Here is a 21,287-nt window from a genome sequence, read left to right on the forward strand (position 1 = left end):
TTATTGCAATTAAAGTACAAATGAAACATTCCTTACTATATATCAATACATTCCAATTTGGCTATCATATAGATAGTTATATGCACTGTAAGTACCTGAGAAATGATTTTAGGGTTACCTATATATGTTTTGATAATGGGTATCCAAAGATTAAAGAGGACGGCGTAGAAGTCACATATGTCCCTTGGAATAGTTCCTATTTCAAAAATGGCCTAAGATTTATGAGATCTTGCATTAACCACTACAAAACTAATAAAACTGAATACCTATTTGCCGTATATTTTCCCTTAGTTTCCTTATTGAAAACAATACTGGGGCATAGAAATATGATTCTGGATTTTAGGACGGGGAGTGTTGACGGGTCTAAATCTAAAAGAAGAATTACCAACACTTTAATGCGTTTTGAGTCACTATTTTTCAAAAGAATATCTGTAATCTCTGAAAGTCTTGCCCTAAAATTAAAATTGAATATGCGCAAGGTATTTGTTTTGCCATTGGGTGCCGACATACTTTCTACGAAAAATAAGACCTTTGATAGTCTTAGGTTATTTTATATTGGCACTTTGGATGGACGTAATATTCATGATACCGTATATGGCCTTAAATTGTTTCATGAAAGTAACTATTCCGCAGACCTAAAAGTTTCCTATGACATTGTTGGCAACGGAAATTCAGAATATGTTACCCTCTTGCAAAAAGCCATTGAAAATACAGGATTACAAAAGGAAGTTATTTTTCATGGTAAGAAATTACATAAAGAATTAAAATATTATTTTGATCATTGCAATATTGGGGTTTCCTATATACCAATAACCGAATACTACGATTGCCAACCCCCTACCAAGACTTTTGAATATGTTAATGCCGGTATGGTTTGTATGGCGACGGAAATACAAGAAAACAAGAAATTAATAACCTCTGAAAATGGACTTCTTTGCCAAGATAACCCTGAAAGCTTTTGCATTGCTTTAATAGAATTTTCTAAGGATTTGAAAAAATGGGATTCTAATATGATACGGAATACGTTATCACATTACAACTGGGCCAATATTTCCGAGAACCTAAAAAACTATATTCTAAGCCAGCCCCAACTAAAATGTAAAATAGAAAGAAGTGCCCCTATTAAACCAACCAAGATCAAACTAAAATAATGGCGGACCTCTTTACATATATCGTCTATTTTTCTACCCTTTTATTAAGCGTTGTCTTAATAAAAATGGGATACAACAAACAGACCCTTAAAAGGAATTGTAAAGGACATATATTATTTATTTTATTAGCCCTAATAGTACTAGTAATCGTTAGTGGACTTAGGTACAATGTAGGTGCTGATTACCCTGGTTATTCATTTATATTTACAGAACAGCCATATAATGATGATTCATTAGGAATGGAGATTGAATATGGGTTTGTTTTAATAGTGGACACCTTGAACAATATTGGATTGGAAGTTTGGACATTTTTCACGTTTACAGCCTTTACCACGTGTTTCCTATTGTTTTACAGTTTTAGAAATTATAAATTTCAATTATATTTAGGTGTTTTCTTTTTTATCACTTATGGTTTTTATTTCTTCTCCTTTAATGCTGTTCGTCAAGCCATTGCCATGAGTGCCTTGGCAGTTGCTGTGGCATTTATTCAAGAACGTAAATTATTCCCTTTTCTGGGGGTTATTTTGATAGGAGGTCTAATGCATAAAAGTTTATATCTATTTCTTCCTTTGTACTTTGTATTAGATAAGATTAAATTATCCAAATACATTTGGTATGGCGCTTTTATTATCAGTTTGGCACTGCACTTTATTCCTATGACCAGTATAATGAATATCTCCTCAGTTTTCAATGTCTTGGCTGATTCACAAATTGACTATAGTAATTTCTTAGAGGACAATAATAGCGACCTTAGTGTAACCGGTTCCTTAACCTTGGGATATTTGGCAAGAGTAGGTGCTGGATTTATAATACTTGTTTATTACGATAAATTAACCAAACTGAATCCAAATTACTTCCCATATTTCACACTGTCGTTAATCGGAATTTTTATGTATAATTCATTTTCTACTATATTTTTTATAGGTCGTATAAATAATTATTTTTTATTGTTTCATGTTTTTACGCTTGCCTTTATTATTGACTATTTGTTTAGATCAAAACAAAAATTAATGGCCAATGCAATTCTCTTGTATTTCCTAATCCTATTTTTCTCTAATATTTACTATAGTGATAATGGCAGTGCACCATATAAATTCATCGCATTTTAATTTCACATTGGTTTATTTAAAATTAAAAGGCACACACATATATAATAGATTTTAATAAATGATATTACAGATAGCAAAACTACCTCCTCCTATAGGAGGTGTTACAATACATGTTAAGAGACTATTGGCCTCCTTAAAAACTGTAGACAATATGGAGGTTGGTATATTGGACTATTCTAAGGAGCGTAATGTGTTGGGTATAATTCAAAAGATCATTAATGCCAAAATAGTTCATTTACATGTAACCAAAAAAATGCTAAGGCTCTTGTTGGTACTATTTTTTAGACTTTTGAATAAAAAGGTTATAATAACTTTTCATGGGAATTATAATTTCCAAAATATTCTGGATAAATATTCCCTTAAATTTTCCAATGCTGCTCTTCTTTTAAACAAAATTAGTTTTAATGCGGCTTCGGGTATACGAAAAAATAAGAACTTTTTAATTGGAGCGTTTATCCCACCCATTGAATGTGACATTGTGCCCTTGGATGAAAAACTTATAACAACGATTAAAGAGTTTAAAACAAACTTCAATTTTGTTTATTCCACCAATGCTTTTAACTATGCTATTGACGCTCAAGGCAAAGAAACCTACATGGGTGCCGAACTTGTAAGTTTTTTTGCAAAAAATAAGGAAAAAGGGCTCATTTTTTCCGACCCTAGCGGAAATTATTATAAACATTTAGTTGGCATTTTTAAAAATTTACCTGAAAACGTATTGTTCATTACACAGCCCCATGATTTCATTAATGTAATAAAAGTCACAGATGCCTTAATTAGGGCTACAACAACGGATGGCGATTCCTTATCCGTTAAGGAGGCTTTATACTATAAAAAGACAGTAATGGCAACGGGGGTAGTTGATCGACCAAGTGACGTATTAATTTTTAACAATTTTGACGAGTTGCAATATTTAATTTCAAATAATACAAAGAACATTACGCATTCAGATGTAAAGAATAATTTCGATGACATATTAAAGGTTTATTCGAACATGTAATTGAACAACCATTTTTAATCTATTAAGAAATTTTATAAATCAAATAATGAATAAATATAGTATTTAAAAAAAGAGGTCGATAAATATGAATTTCACGTTATAAACAGTATGTATGCTCTTTAATTCAATAGACTTTGCAATATTTCTGCCAATAGTTTTTGTACTCTATTGGTTTGTGACCCATAAAAACCTAAAATGGCAAAATTTCTTAATAGTTGCCGCCAGTTATTTGTTTTATGGCTGGTGGGACTGGCGGTTTTTATCACTAATTATTTTCAGTACAGCTGTTGATTATATAATTGGACGCGAGCTCGAAAACGAAGGACATCAGATAAAACGAAAAGTGCTACTATGGATTAGTATTTCGGTAAATCTTGGATTTCTAGGATTTTTCAAATATTACAACTTCTTTCTTGACAATTTTGTGACGGTCTTTACCTTCTTTGACCAACCAATAAATCCACAGGGATTAAATATTATTCTTCCTGTAGGAATAAGTTTTTACACTTTTCAAACATTGAGCTATACAATTGACGTATATAAAAGTAAACTGAAACCAACTAGAGATTTTATTGCTTTCTCTGCTTTTGTAAGTTTTTTTCCACAATTAGTTGCAGGACCAATTGAAAGGGCCACAAACTTACTTCCCCAATTCTATAAAAAAAGAAGTTTCGAATATAATAAAGCGGTCGATGGATTGAGACAGATCTTGTGGGGCTTATTTAAGAAAGTTGTAATTGCAGATAATTGTGCCGAATATGCAAACTTGATCTTCAATAACTCAGAGGACTATTCCGGGAGTACTTTGTTATTAGGGGCTTTATTTTTTACTTTCCAAATTTATTGTGACTTTTCAGGTTATTCTGATATTGCCATTGGCACTTCTAGGCTTTTTGGTTTTAACCTTATGCAAAATTTTAATTTTCCATATTTTTCCAGAGATATTGCCGAGTTTTGGCGACGGTGGCATATTTCTCTTTCAACTTGGTTTAGAGATTATCTATATATTCCATTAGGAGGTAGTCGAGGGGGTACATGGATGAAGATACGAAACACTTTTATTATTTTCATTGTAAGTGGTTTTTGGCATGGGGCAAATTGGACTTTTATAATATGGGGTGCCTTAAATGCACTTTATTTTCTACCACTCATGCTCACTAAAAATAATCGAAACAATTTAGATGTGGTGGCTAAAGGGAAATTAATACCAAGCATTAAAGATCTTTCCTATATACTATTAACTTTTAGCTTAACGGTTTTTGCTTGGATATTTTTTAGAGCAGAAAGTGTTGGGCATGCAATAAGTTATATTTCTGAAATTTTATCGCCTTCTCTACTTAGCATACCTAAATTAGCTGATATGCAAAACGTTCTGATTACGATTATTCTTGTTGTATGTTTCGTTATAATAGAATGGTTTGGGAGAGAGGAACAGTATGCAATTGCCAAATTTGGTCTAAAATGGAGAAGACCTCTAAGACATGCAATGTATTATGTTATAATCTTCACCATTTTTTGGTTTTGGGGAAAAGAGCAACAATTTATATATTTTCAATTTTAGAATATGAGAAAATTTATTGGTAAGACTATATCGTTTATAACATATCTAATAATTCCTATAGTTATTATTTTTGCTGGTTCTTTCATAATTATAAATAATGGAAAATATTGGAAATTGCCTAAAAAGACGGATTACATTGTTCTAGGTCATTCGCATCCCGAATGCGCATTTAATGACTCTCAAATTTCAGGTTTGGTAAATCTCGGAAAATCGGGAGAATCATATTTCTATACGTATTTAAAGGCAAATAAAATTATACCAAATAATAAAACGCTAAAAGCGGTATTTATAGAATTTGGTAATTCTAACATAGAAAAAAATATGGATTCTTGGATTTGGGATAACGAACATATTCAACAAAATTTTCCTCGTTTTTTTTCACTTTTGGATTACTCCGATTTTAAATTACTTATGGAGAATAATTCAAAATCCATTCTAAATTGTCCTCCAAGTAGGTATATAAAAGAAATTGGTTATACCTACTTAAGCTCACTAATTATAAAAAAAAACTTTTTATCAAACACCAGATTTGGCGGTTATAATTATTTAGATTACAGCAAAATTGATTCTTTAATTAATAATAAAGTGCCAAATAATAAGAATAATGAAATTAATAAAAAGGATATTTCAGAAACGAATTTAAAATATCTTCAAAAGATTGTAGAATTATGTAATGAAAATGGTATTAAAGTATTCCTAATAAGAAGTCCCCTTCACACTAAATACTTGGCTGAATTTCATGAAGAGGAGTTTAAAAGGGTTCAGAATTCATATTTTCAAAATATTGAGTTTCTTGATTTGGCTTCATTCCCATTACAAAATAATGAATATGCGGATTTGGAGCATTTAAACTATAAAGGAGCTCACAAGTTTTCAATTTGGTTTAATCAAATATTAAGAAATAATTTATTAGAAGATATAGAGGAACAGTTAATAATTCATAAAACAATTCAAGCAAGTACTCACAACAATACATTAAATTAAAGGTAGAGATCGTATTAAATTCATGGATTGATGATATCAGAGTTTTGCCAAAATAAAAATATAAAGCTTAGCTTTTTTATTCCTCCTACTCGTACGGGCCGTCGTATAAAGTAAATGAATTCGGACTTAAGGAAGCAGAAATTAGGTTTAAAAAGGACCTTAGCAAGTTAGGTTTATTATATGATTTTGATTACCCCAATAATATGACCGAAAGTAAAGATAATTTCACGGATCCATTTCATTACAAGGATTCCATTGCTAATATTATTATTAATAAGATAGTTATGGACAAAATTAATTATGCAAGAACCAATAATTGGGCAAATAGAAATTAATTGTTTTAACATTCATTGAAGAATAAATAATCATTCAAAATAGACCTACAATTAGTTTTAAAATATACTAGAAGAATTGTTGATATTACAGTGCTGATTTAATATGAGATTTAAAGATTACATATACGAAAATTCCCCCATATACGTACAAAACCTGTTCTGTACTGCCTATGGCCTTATTGAAAAAAACAAACGTTTTTCTAAAGAATTTTTCACCTATTTGGAATGGCTGGAAGAATCCCAGTATTGGGGAGAACAGGAAATATATGACTATAAATTAAGGGAATTACGGCAAATTTACCAACATGCCTTTACCACGGTACCCTTTTATAAGGAAAAATATAAAAAGGCAGGCTTATCGCTAAATCATATTCAGGAATTGGAGGACGCCAAGAAAATACCCATTTTAAAAAAAGCAGAAATTAGGAAACATTGGAAAGAGATGGTATCCAACAAAAGTCCAGATGGAAAATTGTACCCCAGGCAGACCAGTGGCAGTTCCGGGATGGCATTGGACTTCTACACTACCAAACGGTCCATTAACTTTCAATGGGCACTCTGGTGGCGGCTAAGGCAACAATATGGAGTGAATTTTGGAGACAAAAGCCTGAGCTTTATAGGTAAAATAACTGTCCCCATACAGCAAGTTAATCCCCCTTTTTGGCGGGTAAACAAACCGCTTAACCAGCATTTGGTAAATATGCAGCATATTAAGGACGAGAATATTAAGTTTTTTATAGACTACATAGATCAAGAGAAATTTATTTTCTTTTCTGGCTATCCTTCCATTATTTATTCCTTTTGTCATATCGTGGAAAGTTTAGGGCTAATAATAAAGAACCCTCCAAAATTTGTTTTCACCGGGGCTGAAAAATTATTGGCAAATCAGAAATTCTGTATAGAAAGGGTATTGCAATGTATTGTTACCGATCATTACGGATTTTCCGAAGGGGCTGGTAACGCCACACGATGTAAACATGGCAATTATCATGAAGACTTTGAATTTGGCCATTTGGAACCGAATCAAAAAACGCTTTTGACACCAAACACCTTTTCGGGAGAAATATTGGCTACTGGTTTTGCCAATTACGGCATGCCCTTTATTAGATATAATGTAGGGGATACCGCCACTTGGACCACCGAAAAATGTAACTGTGGCCGCAATTCCAGTACTATCGTAAACATTGACGGGAGAAACGAGGATTTTATTATTACTCCAGAAGGCCTAACCATGAAGATCCATAGCTATCTATTTAAGGATACTAAAGAAATACAGGAGTGTCAGATTGTGCAATATAAATTAGGGGAAGTTGTCTTTAGAATAGTGCAACGCCCAGGTTATACAACTTGGAACGAAATACATTTAAGGCAAAAGGTCCGGAAATGGATCAGTTCCAGCATTGTTGTGAATTTTGAATATGTGGATGAAATAGAACGTACGGACTCGGGAAAATTTAAGGCCGTTGTTTCCTACATAGACATCAATAATATAGAAGTACATATATAATAAATAGATTACCAATTTTTAATATCAAGCATAAGAAAGTTAAAATGAAGCAAATTATACAAGACCTTAAAAAAGGGGACACTATTTTAGAGGAAGTACCAGTACCAAAGGTAAAGGGAGGGTCCGTACTTATAAAAACAACTAGAAGTCTCGTATCCTTGGGTACCGAGCGTATGCTGGTCGATTTTGGTAAAGCCAATTTTTTGGATAAGGCACGGCAGCAGCCAGATAAGGTAAAAATGGTATTGGATAAGGTAAAGACAGACGGCTTAAAACCCACCTTGGATGCTGTCTTTAATAAGTTGGGGCAACCCCTACCCTTAGGGTATTGTAACGTCGGAGAAGTGGTCACCGTGGGTAAAGGGGTAACGGAATTCCAAATTGGTGACCGGGTAGCTTCCAATGGCAATCATGCCGAATTTGTATGTATCCCTAAAAATTTGGTAGCCAAAATCCCCGATAACGTTTCCGATGAGGAGGCTGCATTTACCGTAGTAGGTGCTATTGGATTACAGGGCATTCGATTGTTAAACCCCACCTTTGGAGAAACGATCGTAGTGGTAGGTCTAGGCCTTATAGGCTTGGTAACAGCAGAGCTGCTATTGGCCAACGGATGTAATGTAATAGGCTTTGACTATGATGCCAAAAAGGTAGCTATGGCCAAAGAAAAAGGAATTGTGGCCATAAATCCTGGCGAAGGAACGAATCAGGTTAAGTTTTTGGAGAATTATACCAATGGTGTGGGCGCAGACGGAGTAATTATTACGGCATCCAACAAAAGCAATGAAATTATTTCCCAATCTGCCCAAATGTGCCGCAAGCGAGGCCGCATTATTTTAGTAGGAGTCATTGGCCTGGACATCAGTAGGGCCGATTTTTACGAAAAGGAGATTTCATTTCAAGTGTCTTGTTCCTACGGTCCTGGCCGCTATGATGATAATTACGAGCAAAAAGGACAAGACTACCCCATTGGCTATGTACGGTGGACGGAAAAAAGAAATTTTGAAGCCGTTTTAAATGCCATTTCCAAAAAGGTGTTAAAGGTTGAACCCTTGATAACGGAACGAATTTCCTTAAATGATTACCAGAGCATTTATGGCAATATGAACAATCCCAACTCCATAGCCTCCATCCTAATTTATGATAACAATGCCGAACAAAAGTCGGTAGTTGCTATGGACCAAAGGTCGTTTAAGGCCCAAAAAGGGGTTATTGGGATTGTAGGTGCCGGGAATTTTACCAGTTCCACCATCTTGCCCAACCTTAAAAAAATACAGGCCAACATAAAATATATTGCCAGTTCAGGAGGGCTTACAGGAACCATCATGGCCAAAAAGTATGCTGTTTCCAATTCTACTACGGATTATTCGGAAATTCTAAAAGATGAAGAGGTAGATCTGGTGTTGATCACTACCCGCCATAATATGCATGCACCTATGGTTTTGGAAGCTATTAAGGTTGGTAAAAGCGTATTTGTAGAGAAACCCTTGGCCATAAAGGAAACGGAATTGGAGGATATCGTTGCCGCCTATAAGGATGCCAAAGTAAATGTTTCAGTGGGATTCAACAGACGCTTCGCCCCCTTGGCCATAAAGATGAAAAAGCTTTTGGGTTCGGATGAGAGTCCTATGAATATTGTTGCTACCATGAATGCAGGTGCCATCCCAGCCGATGTTTGGGTACATGATATGGAAATAGGTGGTGGTAGAATTTTGGGGGAAGCCTGTCATTATATAGACTTATGCTCCTATTTAACAGGGAGCAAAGTGGTTGCAGTATGTATGAATGCCATGGGAAGCAATCCGGAGGAAAACACGGACAATGCTTCCATTTTATTACAATATGAAAACGGATCCAATGCGGTAATCAATTATTTCTCCAATGGATCCAAGGCCTATTCCAAGGAACGTGTGGAAGTATTTTCGCAGGAGCGTACCCTAGTGATGGACAACTGGCGAAAACTAAAAGCTTTCGGCTTTAAAGGCTTTTCCAAATCCAGTTCAAAACAGGACAAAGGCCATTTTAATCAATTTGAACAACTCGTAGAACAACAAAAAAATGGAGGGTATCCTATTATTCCATTTGATAGTGTAATTAACACCACCAAAGCCTCGTTTGCAGCCCTTCAAAGTTTAAAATCCGGGCAGTGGATAAAACTATAAGTCGCTGATTACTATTAATTAACATCCTAATCAAAACAAAGGATAAAACAGTATATGATTCAAAAACTACGGCTCCTATTCAACACCATAAAACATATGCGCTTTAAGCAAATGTATTATCAGGTTTATTATAAATTAAGGAATAGGCTGTACCACAAAAAATATGCTGATCAGTTTCCAGAAACAACAAGTTTAGCCTGGGATACTCCTTTGTTATACCAGAATAGTTGGCAGGACAACAATCGCTTTATATTTCTAAACCTTGAAAAATCCTTCGAAGTTATCGACTGGAATTTTTCGGAATATGGTAAGTTATGGACCTATAACCTTAACTACTTCGAATTTCTGAACCAAAAGCGAATTTCCAAAGAAGACGGCTTAGTATTAATTAAAGATTTTATTGAAAAAAAAGATAGCCTTAAAGATGCTTTAGAGCCCTATCCCCTATCCTTACGCGGCATTAATTGGGTGAAATTTTTATCTAAAAACAAGATTCAGGACACAGATATCAATACATTCCTATTTAACGATTATCTAAGACTGGTTGATAATTTGGAATATCATTTATTGGGAAATCATTTATTGGAGAACGGTTTTTCGTTGCTTTTTGGAGCGGTTTATTTTAAGAATGAAAAATACTACCAAAAGGGTGCTAAAATCTTAAAAAGTGAATTGAACGAACAAATATTAAATGATGGAGCGCATTTTGAACTAAGTCCTATGTACCATCAAATTATATTACATCGGATTTTAGATTCCGTACAACTATTAAAACTTAATTCGTGGAAACAAGACGGGTTATTGGATTATCTTAAAACAAAGGCAGAAGGAATGTTGGGTTGGTTACAAACCATCACTTATGAAAATGGTGATATCCCCCTGGTAAACGATGCTGCCCGTGGTATTGCACCGTCATCAAAGGAATTGTTCACCTATGCCAATTATTTAGGATTAGAATGGACAAAAACGGTTTTGAAAGAATCGGGATATCGGAAATGGTATTATAATTTTTTAGAATTTATTATAGACATAGGTAAAATAGGCCCAGATTATATACCCGCACATGCCAACGCCGATAGCTTACAATTTCTATTGCAGTATAAAAATAAACCTATTATTGTTGACACAGGTATTAGTACTTATGAAAAAAATGAACGCAGGCAGGTGGAAAGATCTACTAGTTCTCATAATACAGTAACGATAAATGATTTAAACTCTTCTGAAGTTTGGAGTGGTTTTAGAGTGGCCAGGAGGGCCAAGGTAACTATTTTAAAAGATGAAGTTGATAGCATTATAGCTTCACATAATGGTTTCCAAAATTTGGGAATAGTACATGAAAGGTGCTTTGAAAGAATCAATAACACTTTAATTATTAAGGACAATTTATTTGATATTCCTATTGGTTGCGAGGCAATGGGTCATTTGCATTTTCATCCTAGTACTAAATTGGATTTAAAGAATAACATATTAAATGTAGATCAATTGATTGAAATTGAATTTTTAAAAACAGTGAATATTAAGCTTTCCGATTATTTTTTTGCTGAAGGGTTTAATAAATTAATTCCTGCAAAAAAAATATTGTTTGGAATTAATGGATTCTCAGAAATAAAGATAAACCTACTCAAGCACTAAAACCAGTAATTCTATAAGAAGATATTGACCTTAACAGAAAAAATGAAGCAATTAAAAATTTTTATAACATACGAGAAAGGAGCAACTATAAACCGAATATTTGCTTATGCCAATGTGCTTTCGGAATACTTCTCAATACAAATTATAATGCTGACTACAGAAGAACATACCATGCATAGGGAGATGCTTAATTCTTCTGTAAAGTTGGATTATGTTTTTTGGAATGGTCGGGTATCAGATAATTTCATAATCCGTTTTATAAGAGAATTTGCTTTGGTCCATAAATTGTCTAAAAGGCTTTCTGGAGCCGAAGATATAATTTTTGTTAGTATCCCATTTTATGCACTGATATTTCTTCCATTTTGGAAAAAAAATAAAGCAAAAAAAATATTAGACATTCGAGATTTGAATTGGGAATACTTAGAATCAAAGAACTTTGTTTATAAGTTTGCAAAATCAATATTATCTTTTTTTGCTAAACAATTTATTCCTAAATATAAAGCAGTAATAGTCACCAATAGTTTTGAGGCCGATTGGGTTAAAGTAAACGCCAAAATTCAGCCTGTTGTAATTCCTAATGGAATTTCTGAGGTACACTACTTAAAATTATGTCCTGACGACAATTCCAAACCTGAAATGAAATCAATAAAAGTGATATCATATATTGGCAACGTCGGCATTGCACAAAATCTATTACGCTTTATAAAAATAATTAGGAATTATCCCGAATATGAATTTCGAATAATAGGACATGGAAATGATTATAAACGTATTGAATCCTATTTAAGTGCAAATAAAGTCACCAATGTTTTTCTTGAGGGACAAATTTCCTTCCAACAAATACCCCTAAAATATGGAGAGGCTGATATTCTCTTTGCTCAATTGGATCCTAATTTTAAAACTGCCGTTCCTTCTAAGATTTTTGAAATGCTAACAACAAATAAACCCATAATTTACTCTGGAGAGGGAATTGCAATCGATGTATTGAAAAAATTTGATAATGTATATTATTTTAAAACAAATAAGGACTTAGCGGATATATTGAGATATTTTAATCAAAATAACTGTCGTCTAAGTGAAATAAATAATATCCTGGTTGGTAATGAATATATCCGTGAAAAATCAATTATGAAGAATCTGCAAATATTTACATCATGAAAAAAGTTATACTCTTAGGTTTAAACGAAATCAATTTTGATTATATCAAATATTATATAAATGAAGGTCAATTATCTAATTTCAAAAAATTGTTTGAAAAATCAGGTTATCGTGAAACCACCTCAGAAAAGGAATATAAAAATTTGGAACCATGGATTCAGTGGGTAACTATATATACGGGAAAGACGTTCGATGAACATCAAGTATTTAGATTAGGAGATATTGTCAACCGAAAAGATTTAATGCAAATTTTTGAGAAAATTGAAAGTAACGGATACACTGTAGGAGCGGTTAGTCCATTTAATGCTGACAATCGCTTAAAAAAACCACTCTTTTTTGCTCCAGACCCTTGGACTCAAACCAAGGCTTCAGGCAATAAAACCTTTACAAAATTAAGTCTTGCTATATCCCAAGCTGTAAATGATAATGCCAATGGTAAATTAACTGTCAAAAGTATTAAGGCGTTGATCAAGGGGTTACTTAAATATACATCCCTTATAGACTATGGTTGGTATATAATTAAGCTGGCTAAATTAAAATCCCAAACAGGTATAAAAGCACAGATACTTGATAAGCTTTTGGCAGATGCTTTTTTATATGAATGGAAGAAGAATCCACCGGACTTCTCTAATCTTTTTTTGAATTCCGGTGCTCATTTTCAACATCACTATATGTTCAATTCAAGAGCATATAAAGGTGATTTAAAAAATCCAGAATGGTATTGTCCACAACAAGAGGATCCACTTTTTGAAATATTAAAAGTTTATGATATAGTCTTAGGCCACTTATTAGAGTTAAATGTAAGATTAATAATTGCTACTGGACTTCATCAACAGCCTCATAAACATCTAACTTATTATTGGCGCATAAAAGATCATGCCGGGTTTTTAGAAATTATAGGTATTAAGGATTATACAAAGGTAATACCCAAAATGTCAAGAGACTTCCTAGTTGAATTCTCATCTGTGGATAAGGCTAAAACGGCAGAAAAAATAATAACTACTTTCAAGGCTTGTTTAGATAATAAAGATATTTTTACAATTGATAACAGAGGGAAAAGCCTTTTTATAGAATTAACTTACCCTGCCAATATTAGTGATAATTTTTCAATAGAAGGTACCCTAAAAATAGACAACTTTAGAAAATATATTGCCTTTGTAGCCATAAAAAATGGAGAACATAATGGAATAGGTTATGTTTTAGATACAGCTAATAAGATTCCATCGTCAAAATTTCCTCTAAATAAATTACACACTTATTTATTGGACGAATTTAAGGTTAAGAAATAAATTAAAGATTGTGCTAAAAAATAATCCCATTTAACGAGGATTAATATAAATAAGTCAATCTTAAAAGATAATTGCGGGCATTTTACTAAACAGGATTTCTTGGACAAATTGGAAATGATATTACAACAAGATTTTAAGTAAACATATAAAAAAGGAGGGTATAAATTGGCCTTGGATTTTGATCGAAAAAAATTGGCCGTTAACATGTTGACCCATATACGTGGAGCAATATAGAAAAGGGTTTTGACCAAAATAAATTTAAAATTTAGCATAATCATTAGCATATAATATAAATGAAGAACATCACCTTGATTGCCGGAGCTAGACCCAATTTCATGAAAATCGCACCCATTATCCATGCCATTAAAGCCGCCAAGGTAAATGGAGCAGAAATAGACTATCGCTTGGTGCATACTGGACAGCATTATGACAAAAAGATGTCCAGCGATTTTTTTGAACAACTGGACATACCCGAGCCCCATGCCAACTTGGTGGCCGGTGGCGGATCACAGGCAGAACAAACGGCCAATATTATGGTCCGTTTTGAAAAGGAACTCTTGGCCAACCCCACAGACTTGGTCCTGGTGGTAGGCGATGTTACCTCTACCATGGCCTGTGCCATTACCGCCCAAAAACTGCACACCAAAGTAGCACATGTGGAAGGGGGTATTAGATCTAACGACTGGTCCATGCCCGAGGAAATTAACCGTTTGGTAACCGATGCCATTACCAATTACTTTTTTACCACCTCTGAAAATGCCAATTGCAACCTAAGAAATAGTGGGGTAAAGGAAGAAAGTATTTTTTATGTAGGCAATACTATGATAGACACCTTACTAAAACAACGCCCTAGATTTATAAAACCCCCTATTTGGAAAAGCCTTGATTTACAGGACAAGAATTATTTGGTGATGACCCTGCACCGTCCTGCCAATGTGGATCAAGAAGCCCAATTAAAAGCGCTCATAGATGAAATAATAGCACATACCCAAGACCTGCCCCTAATTTTTCCGGTACATCCGCGTACCGCTAAAATATTGGAACAAATGGGAATAGCCCATCCAAGACTACATATGGTGGAACCCTTAAGCTATCTGGAATTTAATTATTTGGTGGAAAGGGCCAAGGTAGTGCTTACGGATTCCGGGGGAATTACGGAAGAAACCACAGTTATGGCAGTACCCTGTATGACCCTTAGGGACAACACGGAACGTCCCGAGACCATCACGGAAGGGACCAACGAACTTATTGGCACCAATCCAAAAGCTATAGCCCCAGCCATGGAGAAATTGTTCTCCGGGAATTGGAAAACGGGAGGTATTCCCCACTTGTGGGATGGCAAAACCGCTGAAAGGATCGTAGGCCATATATTAAAGTTATAGTGGGGTTAAACATTTTTAAGTTGTGCTAAAAAAGCGGTAGTTTTGCGATTTAAGTACAACTTAATGATTTTGGCTTAGAGGTTCAAAATGAGCTTTGTTTTTATTGGTCAATATCGTGCCAAAGTACTTAATAACCAAGTGAAAAAATTAATAGAATAGCAATTAAATGGCTTTTATGGGCTACTTTTTAAAGAGGTCCAAAAATAAAATTTGTGGAATAAGATGAAAGAAGCACCTTATAGTATAGAACATTTTGAGGAAGAAGAATCCTTTCAAATTAAGGAAATCCTTGAAAAATACCTGCGGTATTGGCCTTGGTTTATCCTCGCCACCATTATCACCATAGGACTGGGAGTAACCTATATGCGTTATGCTCCTATTACTTATAGTTCAACAGCCAAAATTAAGATCATAGACGAATCCCAAGAAGTGGATATTGCTTCCAGCGCTCTTTCCCTGTTGGGCGGAGGTTCCAAGATCAACTTAGAAAATGAAATTGAGATTTTAAAGTCCTACCGTATCCTATCCCAAGTGGTCAGGGAACTTAATTTGGATGTTACACATTATGTGGTGGGCAATGTAAAAACCACCCAGATCTGGGCCCCGCCATTCCAGATTACCAAGAGGATAGTAGCGGATAGCCTACAAGCCCCCAAACCTTATTTAATTAAGTTGGATGAGCAGGGCATTACCATTACCGACTCTAAGGAAAAAACATATACCCCAGTTCTAAATGCCTCTGAACAGGAAGTGGATAGCCTGCCCTTTAGCATCCGTATGGTAGGCGGTACCGATCCCTCATTTTACAAGGGCATTACTTATAAGGTGGTGCTAAGTCCATTAAAAAGCACGGTATTGCAATTGGCCAAAGACCTACAAGTACAGGCCACCAATAAGGACAGTGAAATCCTCTCCCTCTCCCTAGAAGGTGTAAGCATGGAAAGGAACGAGGCCATTCTAAATACCTTAATAGAAAAGTTTAACCAAGACGGGATCCTGGACCGTCAATTGGTGAGCCAGCGTACCCTGAATTTTATAGACGAACGCTTTCTCTACCTGGGTCAGGAACTGGATTCTATTGAAGGCGGCAAGGAAAGCTTTAAACGCTCCAACAGCCTCTCCTATATTGAGGCGGATGCCGGCATGTCCCTGCAAAGAAAGTCCGAGACCGAGGAAGAAGTGATAAAATTGGAAAACCAGATTTCCATTTCAGAAATCCTGAAAGAAACGGTGATCAATCAGAGTGATTACGGCCTCTTGCCCGCCAATATCGGGATCGAAAACGCCAGCCTCAACAACCTGGTGGTAGGCTATAATGAAATGGCCCTGGAACGGGAAAAACTCCTACCCACCGTGGGTACCAACCACCCTACCCTACAGAATCTGAACGCCCAATTGGAGCGCGCCAAGGTCAACATTATAAAATCCGTGAACATCTACGGTACCCAATTAAAAAATTCGCTTAGACAATTAAAACTGGAAGAAAGCCGGGCCGGCTCCGTATTTTCCAGATTGCCCGAAAAGGAAAAAATGCTGCGCTCCATAGAACGCCAACAGAGCATTAAGGAAAACCTCTTTTTATTGCTCTTGCAAAAACGCGAGGAGGCCGCCATAAGCTATGCGGTAACCGCGCCCACGGTTAAGGTGGTAGACTACGGACTAACCAATGATATTCCGGTATCGCCCAAGAAGACCATGGTCTATGCGCTGTCCTTACTGGCAGGGATGTTCCTGCCCTTTGCGGTGCTCTATATCCGCTTTGCCCTGGATACCAAAATACGCGACCGCAACGATATAGAAAAAGTAACTACGGATATCCCTGTAGTGGGCGAACTTCCGTTCTTTAAGGAGGTTAAAAAGAAATTACAGGCCAATGACCGTTCCATCATGGCAGAATCTTTCCGTATCCTAAGTACCAATGTGGACTATTTGCTCCCCGAAAAGAACAAGGGCGAAGCCCAGGTAATTATGGTGACCTCTTCGGTAAAGGGCGAAGGCAAGACGCTTTTGTCCTACAACCTTGCCGTAGCCCATGCCAGCCTTAACAAAAAGGTTTTACTCATAGGGGCTGATCTGCGCAATCCGCAATTACACAACTTTTATAACATCAGTGGCAATCACAAAGGCCTGTCCGACTACCTATACGATCCCGGCATGAATTGGAAAGATTGCGTGGTAGCCAGTGGTGCAGACAATCCTAGCTTGCAAATTTGCTTTGGAGGGTCCATATCCCCCAATACACCAAAGCTCTTCTCCAGTTCCGCCTTTGAAAAATTCATCACCGCTGCCAAAAAGGAGTTCGACTATATTGTAGTGGACACCGCCCCAACCATGTTGGTCACGGATACCCTCCTGATCTCCAAATTCGCAGATGCCACTGTATTCGTCACTCGCTCTGGCCTTACGGACAAGCGCCTATTGGAATTCTCCAAAAACCTGCACAAAACCAAAAAACTGAAAAACATGGCCTATGTGGTCAACGGTGTAGGCAATGGCAAGGCCAAAGGCTATAATTATGGGTATGGTTATGGGTATGGGAGTGAACAATAAACAGTGCACAGTTTTCAATGAACAGTTTAAAGTTCAAAGTTTAATGTTCAAGGTCCCGTCACTTCGAGTGATTTTATGAAGCGCAGCGCAATAAAATTTTATCGAGAAGGGATTTCCGTGAACAGTAATCAGTGGGCAGTGGTCAGAGCTCTTTAGGCAAAAGCCATTAGCCAAAAGCCAATAGTTTGTGTCTTCAACATTATTAACTGACGTCATTGCGAGCGCAGCGCGGCAATCTGCTTGTTCTAATGGTGAGATTGCTTCGTCGCTATCCCTCCTTGCAATGACGAATGTCTTCACGGAGATTTAGCGTAGGAAGAATCTAGAGCCTAGACTAAAGTCTTCTGTTGAAAGTCGTCACTTCGAGTGATTTTATGTAGCGCAGCGCAATAAAATTGTATCGAGAAGGGATTTCAGTGAGCAGTAATCAGTGGGCAGTGGTCAGAGCTCTTTAGGCAAAAGCCATTAGCCAAAAGCCAATAGTTTGTGTCTTCAACATTATTAACTGACGTCATTGCGAGCGCAGCGCGGCAATCTGCTTGTTCTAATGGTGAGATTGCTTCGTCGCTATCCCTCCTTGCAATGACGAATGCCCTCACGGAGATTTAGCGTAGTCGAAATCGAAATATATAGGAACATTAATAAGTTGACGGTTTAATGTTCTATATTCTAGGTTTTTGGAACAACGAAAAAAGCTCCTTCCCCTAGCTTGGCCTGTCCCGCTTTTTAGCGGGAGGAAAAGGTGGCTTCGACAGAGGAGAAGACGGAAGGGGTTCGAAGCGCTGCAATCTACTTCTCACAGTATAAAATTGACTTTTAGCAATAAACAATGCTAATGTTCAATGTTGAAAGTCCCGTCACTTCGAGTGATTTTATGTAGCGCAGCGCAATAAAATTGTATCGAGAAGTGAACGGCGTGCAAAAACCTGTTCTCGATACAAAATGCCTATCGCCCGTCACTTTGAGTGATTTTGCATAACGAAGTGGAGCAAAATAGTATCGAGAAGCACTCGGTTCTCGATACAAAATGCCTGTCGCCCGTCACTTCGAGTGATTTTGCATAACGAAGTGGAGCAAAATAGTATCGAGAAGCACTCGAACTGACGATAGAATTAAACCCGTCATTGCGAGCTTGCCTACCGATAGGGAGGCGTAGCGCGGCAATCTGCTTCTTCCTGTGAAGAGATTGCTTCGTCGCTATCGCTCCTCGCAATGACGAATGTCTTAACAGAGATTGAGCGTAGTCGAAATCGAAGTAGCCGGAAGTGAGTGAACTGTTATCAGTTATCAGTCGATTAAGATTGAAATAAAAGTAATCAGTTTAAACCGGCGGAGCCAAAAATCCTTAACCGCAGGATAGGACCGAGAAGTAAATGCAACGATTTGCATTTACTGCAAGGGGCCAGCTGGCGCGATGGAAAAGCTCCGAGAACAGGAGTCCCCATAAAGGGACGACGCGGAGTTTCGCACACGGTTTTTCGACCTCGGTGTCGAAAAAATACCTCGGTGAAGGCGCCTTCGCCCTCGCTACTGCTGGCTCCTCTAATTCAAGGTACACTGTACCTTGTCTTTTCGGCCCTGGTTCGTTTCTTTTGGGCGTGCAAAAGAAATGAACAAACTTCCTAAACAAAACGTGATGTTAGATTATGGTCAAAACGCAATGAAGACAGCTCTAAATACTGAGTAAGACATTAATGCGTCCTGATTCTTAACGGCTAAAAACACCCAATCTCCTCCACACTAACTATAAAACCAAAAAAAACTATATTTGGTCGTAGTAGACATTTTAAAAGAACCCCACTACCCTATGACCCTATTGAAAAATAAATTAAGTATCCTCCTACTGGCCCTATTCACCGCCTGCGGAACAAAGGAAAAAAAAGATATACCTCAACAGGATCTGTCTATTGGCATCATTGCCGATTGTCAATACTGCTACTGCGAGTCCTCCCCTTCACGCTTTTATAAAAACTCCCCCCATAAATTAAAGCAAGCCGTTACCGCACTTAATAAAGAAGAATTGAATTACGCCATTCATTTGGGCGACTTCATAGATCGGGATTTTAGTAGTTTTGATACGGTCCTACCTATTTGGAACGCTTTAAAGACCAAGAAATACCACGTCCTGGGCAATCATGATTTTAGTGTGGCCGACTCCCTGAAATCGAAGGTCATGAACAAAATGAACCTCACCCAGCGCTACTACAGCCTGGTGGAAAACAACTGGCGGTTTATTGTTTTGGATGGCAACGATCTCAGCTATCAAGGTGCCATAACTCCCGAGAAAATAGCACAGACCGACTCCCTCTTTACCCTGCTTTCAACATCTGACCTTCCCAATCTTCAGACTTGGAACGGTGGATTAAGTCATGAGCAGTTGCAATGGGTGAAAAGTGAGCTAAAACTGGCCACGGAGCATAATGAAAATGTGGGGTTCTATTGTCATTTCCCGGTAATGGGCGAGGATAAGGTCCACCGTCTTTGGAACAGCACCCAACTCCTTTCCCTGATCGACAAATACCCCAATGTGAAGTTCTATTTTAACGGGCATAACCACAATGGGGATTATATGGAAAGAAACGGAGTGCATTACCTCACTTTTAAAGGCATGGTAGAAACCGATAGCACCTCTGCCTTTTCCACCGTAGAATTCAAAAAAGATTCCATTTTTGTCCATGGCCATGGCCGGGAGCTTTCTAGAAGGTTGGGAATTAAGTAGTTTTCAGCCAGAAGCCCTCGGTTCTCGATACTAAATGGCTATTGCCCGTCACTTCGAGTGATTTTGCATAACGGAGTGGAGCAAAATTGTATCGAGAAGCACTCGCAGAATACAGTAATCAGTAGTCAGTAGTCAGTAAGCAGTGAACAGTAGCCAGTCCGTCACTTCGAGTGATTTTATGTAGCGCAGCGTAATAAAATTGTATCGAGAAGTGAACGGCATGCACCAATCCTGTTCTCGATACAAAATGCCTATCGCCCGTCACTTCGAGCCTGCCTCGCCATCAGGCGGGTGATTTTGCATAACGAAGTGGAGCAAAATTGTATCGAGAAGCACTCACAGTATACATTGAACAGTAATCAGTGGTCAGTGGTCAGAGCTCTTTAGCCAAAAGCCATTAGCCATCCCGATAGTTATCGGGAGCCAATAGTAGCTTGTTATTGCACAGTTTTCAGTTCACTAATAAAAAAATATCAAAGGCGGCGCAGCCAAAATCCTTAACCGCAGCATAGGACCGAGAAGTAAATGCAACGATTTGCATTTACTGCAAGGGGCCAGCTGGCGCGATGGAAAAGCTCTGATATCAGGAGTCCCCTGAGGGACGACGCAGAGTTTCGGCCTGGGTTTTTCGACCTCGGTGTCGAAAAAATGCCTTGAAGAAGGCGCCTTCGCCTTCGCTGCTGCTGGCTCCTCTAATCCAAGGTACACTGTACCTTGTCTTTTCGGCCCTGTTTCGTTTTATTCATTG

General features: G+C 37.0%; 13 protein-coding genes. All 13 read left to right on the forward strand.

All coding sequences use genetic code 11. The features are described 5' to 3' along the window. The first annotated feature begins 20 nt into the window (after positions 1-20). The 13 genes from LV92_RS19870 (at position 21) to LV92_RS19935 (ending at position 20,539) form a co-directional block, all read left to right on the forward strand. Positions 21-1,151, forward strand: coding sequence for a glycosyltransferase (locus LV92_RS19870; RefSeq protein ID WP_111625355.1), 1,131 nt, complete (start codon positions 21-23; stop codon positions 1,149-1,151). A 65-nt stretch (positions 1,152-1,216) separates the two neighbouring features. Beyond that, entirely contained in the window at positions 1,217-2,260 is a 1,044-nt protein-coding gene (locus tag LV92_RS19875) for an EpsG family protein (RefSeq protein WP_211323021.1), read from the forward strand. A 58-nt stretch (positions 2,261-2,318) separates the two neighbouring features. After that, positions 2,319-3,260, forward strand: coding sequence for a hypothetical protein (locus LV92_RS19880; protein WP_111625357.1), 942 nt, complete (start codon positions 2,319-2,321; stop codon positions 3,258-3,260). A 112-nt stretch (positions 3,261-3,372) separates the two neighbouring features. After that, positions 3,373-4,821, forward strand: coding sequence for an MBOAT family O-acyltransferase (locus tag LV92_RS19885; RefSeq protein WP_111625358.1), 1,449 nt, complete (start codon positions 3,373-3,375; stop codon positions 4,819-4,821). A gap of 3 nt (positions 4,822-4,824) precedes the next feature. Continuing rightward, on the forward strand, positions 4,825-5,805 hold the full coding sequence (locus LV92_RS19890; RefSeq protein WP_111625359.1) for a hypothetical protein: 981 nt from the start codon (positions 4,825-4,827) through the stop codon (positions 5,803-5,805). A gap of 438 nt (positions 5,806-6,243) precedes the next feature. Next, positions 6,244-7,647, forward strand: coding sequence for a phenylacetate--CoA ligase family protein (locus LV92_RS19895; protein ID WP_111625360.1), 1,404 nt, complete (start codon positions 6,244-6,246; stop codon positions 7,645-7,647). A 44-nt stretch (positions 7,648-7,691) separates the two neighbouring features. Beyond that, on the forward strand, positions 7,692-9,809 hold the full coding sequence (locus tag LV92_RS19900; protein WP_111625361.1) for a bi-domain-containing oxidoreductase: 2,118 nt from the start codon (positions 7,692-7,694) through the stop codon (positions 9,807-9,809). 54 nt (positions 9,810-9,863) lie between these two features. Beyond that, entirely contained in the window at positions 9,864-11,441 is a 1,578-nt protein-coding gene (locus LV92_RS19905; RefSeq protein WP_111625362.1) for a heparinase II/III family protein, read from the forward strand. A 42-nt stretch (positions 11,442-11,483) separates the two neighbouring features. Continuing rightward, complete coding sequence (locus LV92_RS19910; protein WP_111625363.1) at positions 11,484-12,599, forward strand: glycosyltransferase; 1,116 nt, start codon at positions 11,484-11,486, stop codon at positions 12,597-12,599. After that, complete coding sequence (locus LV92_RS19915; protein ID WP_111625364.1) at positions 12,596-13,888, forward strand: hypothetical protein; 1,293 nt, start codon at positions 12,596-12,598, stop codon at positions 13,886-13,888. The genes LV92_RS19910 and LV92_RS19915 overlap by 4 nt, the downstream gene beginning before the upstream one ends. A gap of 293 nt (positions 13,889-14,181) precedes the next feature. Continuing rightward, positions 14,182-15,270: a non-hydrolyzing UDP-N-acetylglucosamine 2-epimerase gene (wecB, locus tag LV92_RS19925; protein WP_111625366.1), complete on the forward strand. Its 1,089-nt coding sequence runs from the start codon at positions 14,182-14,184 to the stop codon at positions 15,268-15,270. A gap of 222 nt (positions 15,271-15,492) precedes the next feature. Beyond that, on the forward strand, positions 15,493-17,820 hold the full coding sequence (locus LV92_RS19930; protein WP_111625367.1) for a GumC family protein: 2,328 nt from the start codon (positions 15,493-15,495) through the stop codon (positions 17,818-17,820). A gap of 1,768 nt (positions 17,821-19,588) precedes the next feature. Further along, positions 19,589-20,539 (forward strand): metallophosphoesterase, encoded by a 951-nt coding sequence (locus tag LV92_RS19935; protein WP_245946443.1) that lies wholly within the window; start codon positions 19,589-19,591, stop codon positions 20,537-20,539. The last annotated feature ends 748 nt before the right edge of the window (positions 20,540-21,287 follow it).

The sequence above is a fragment of the Arenibacter echinorum genome (genome assembly GCF_003259375.1).
GTDB classification, from domain to species: Bacteria; Bacteroidota; Bacteroidia; order Flavobacteriales; family Flavobacteriaceae; genus Arenibacter; species Arenibacter echinorum.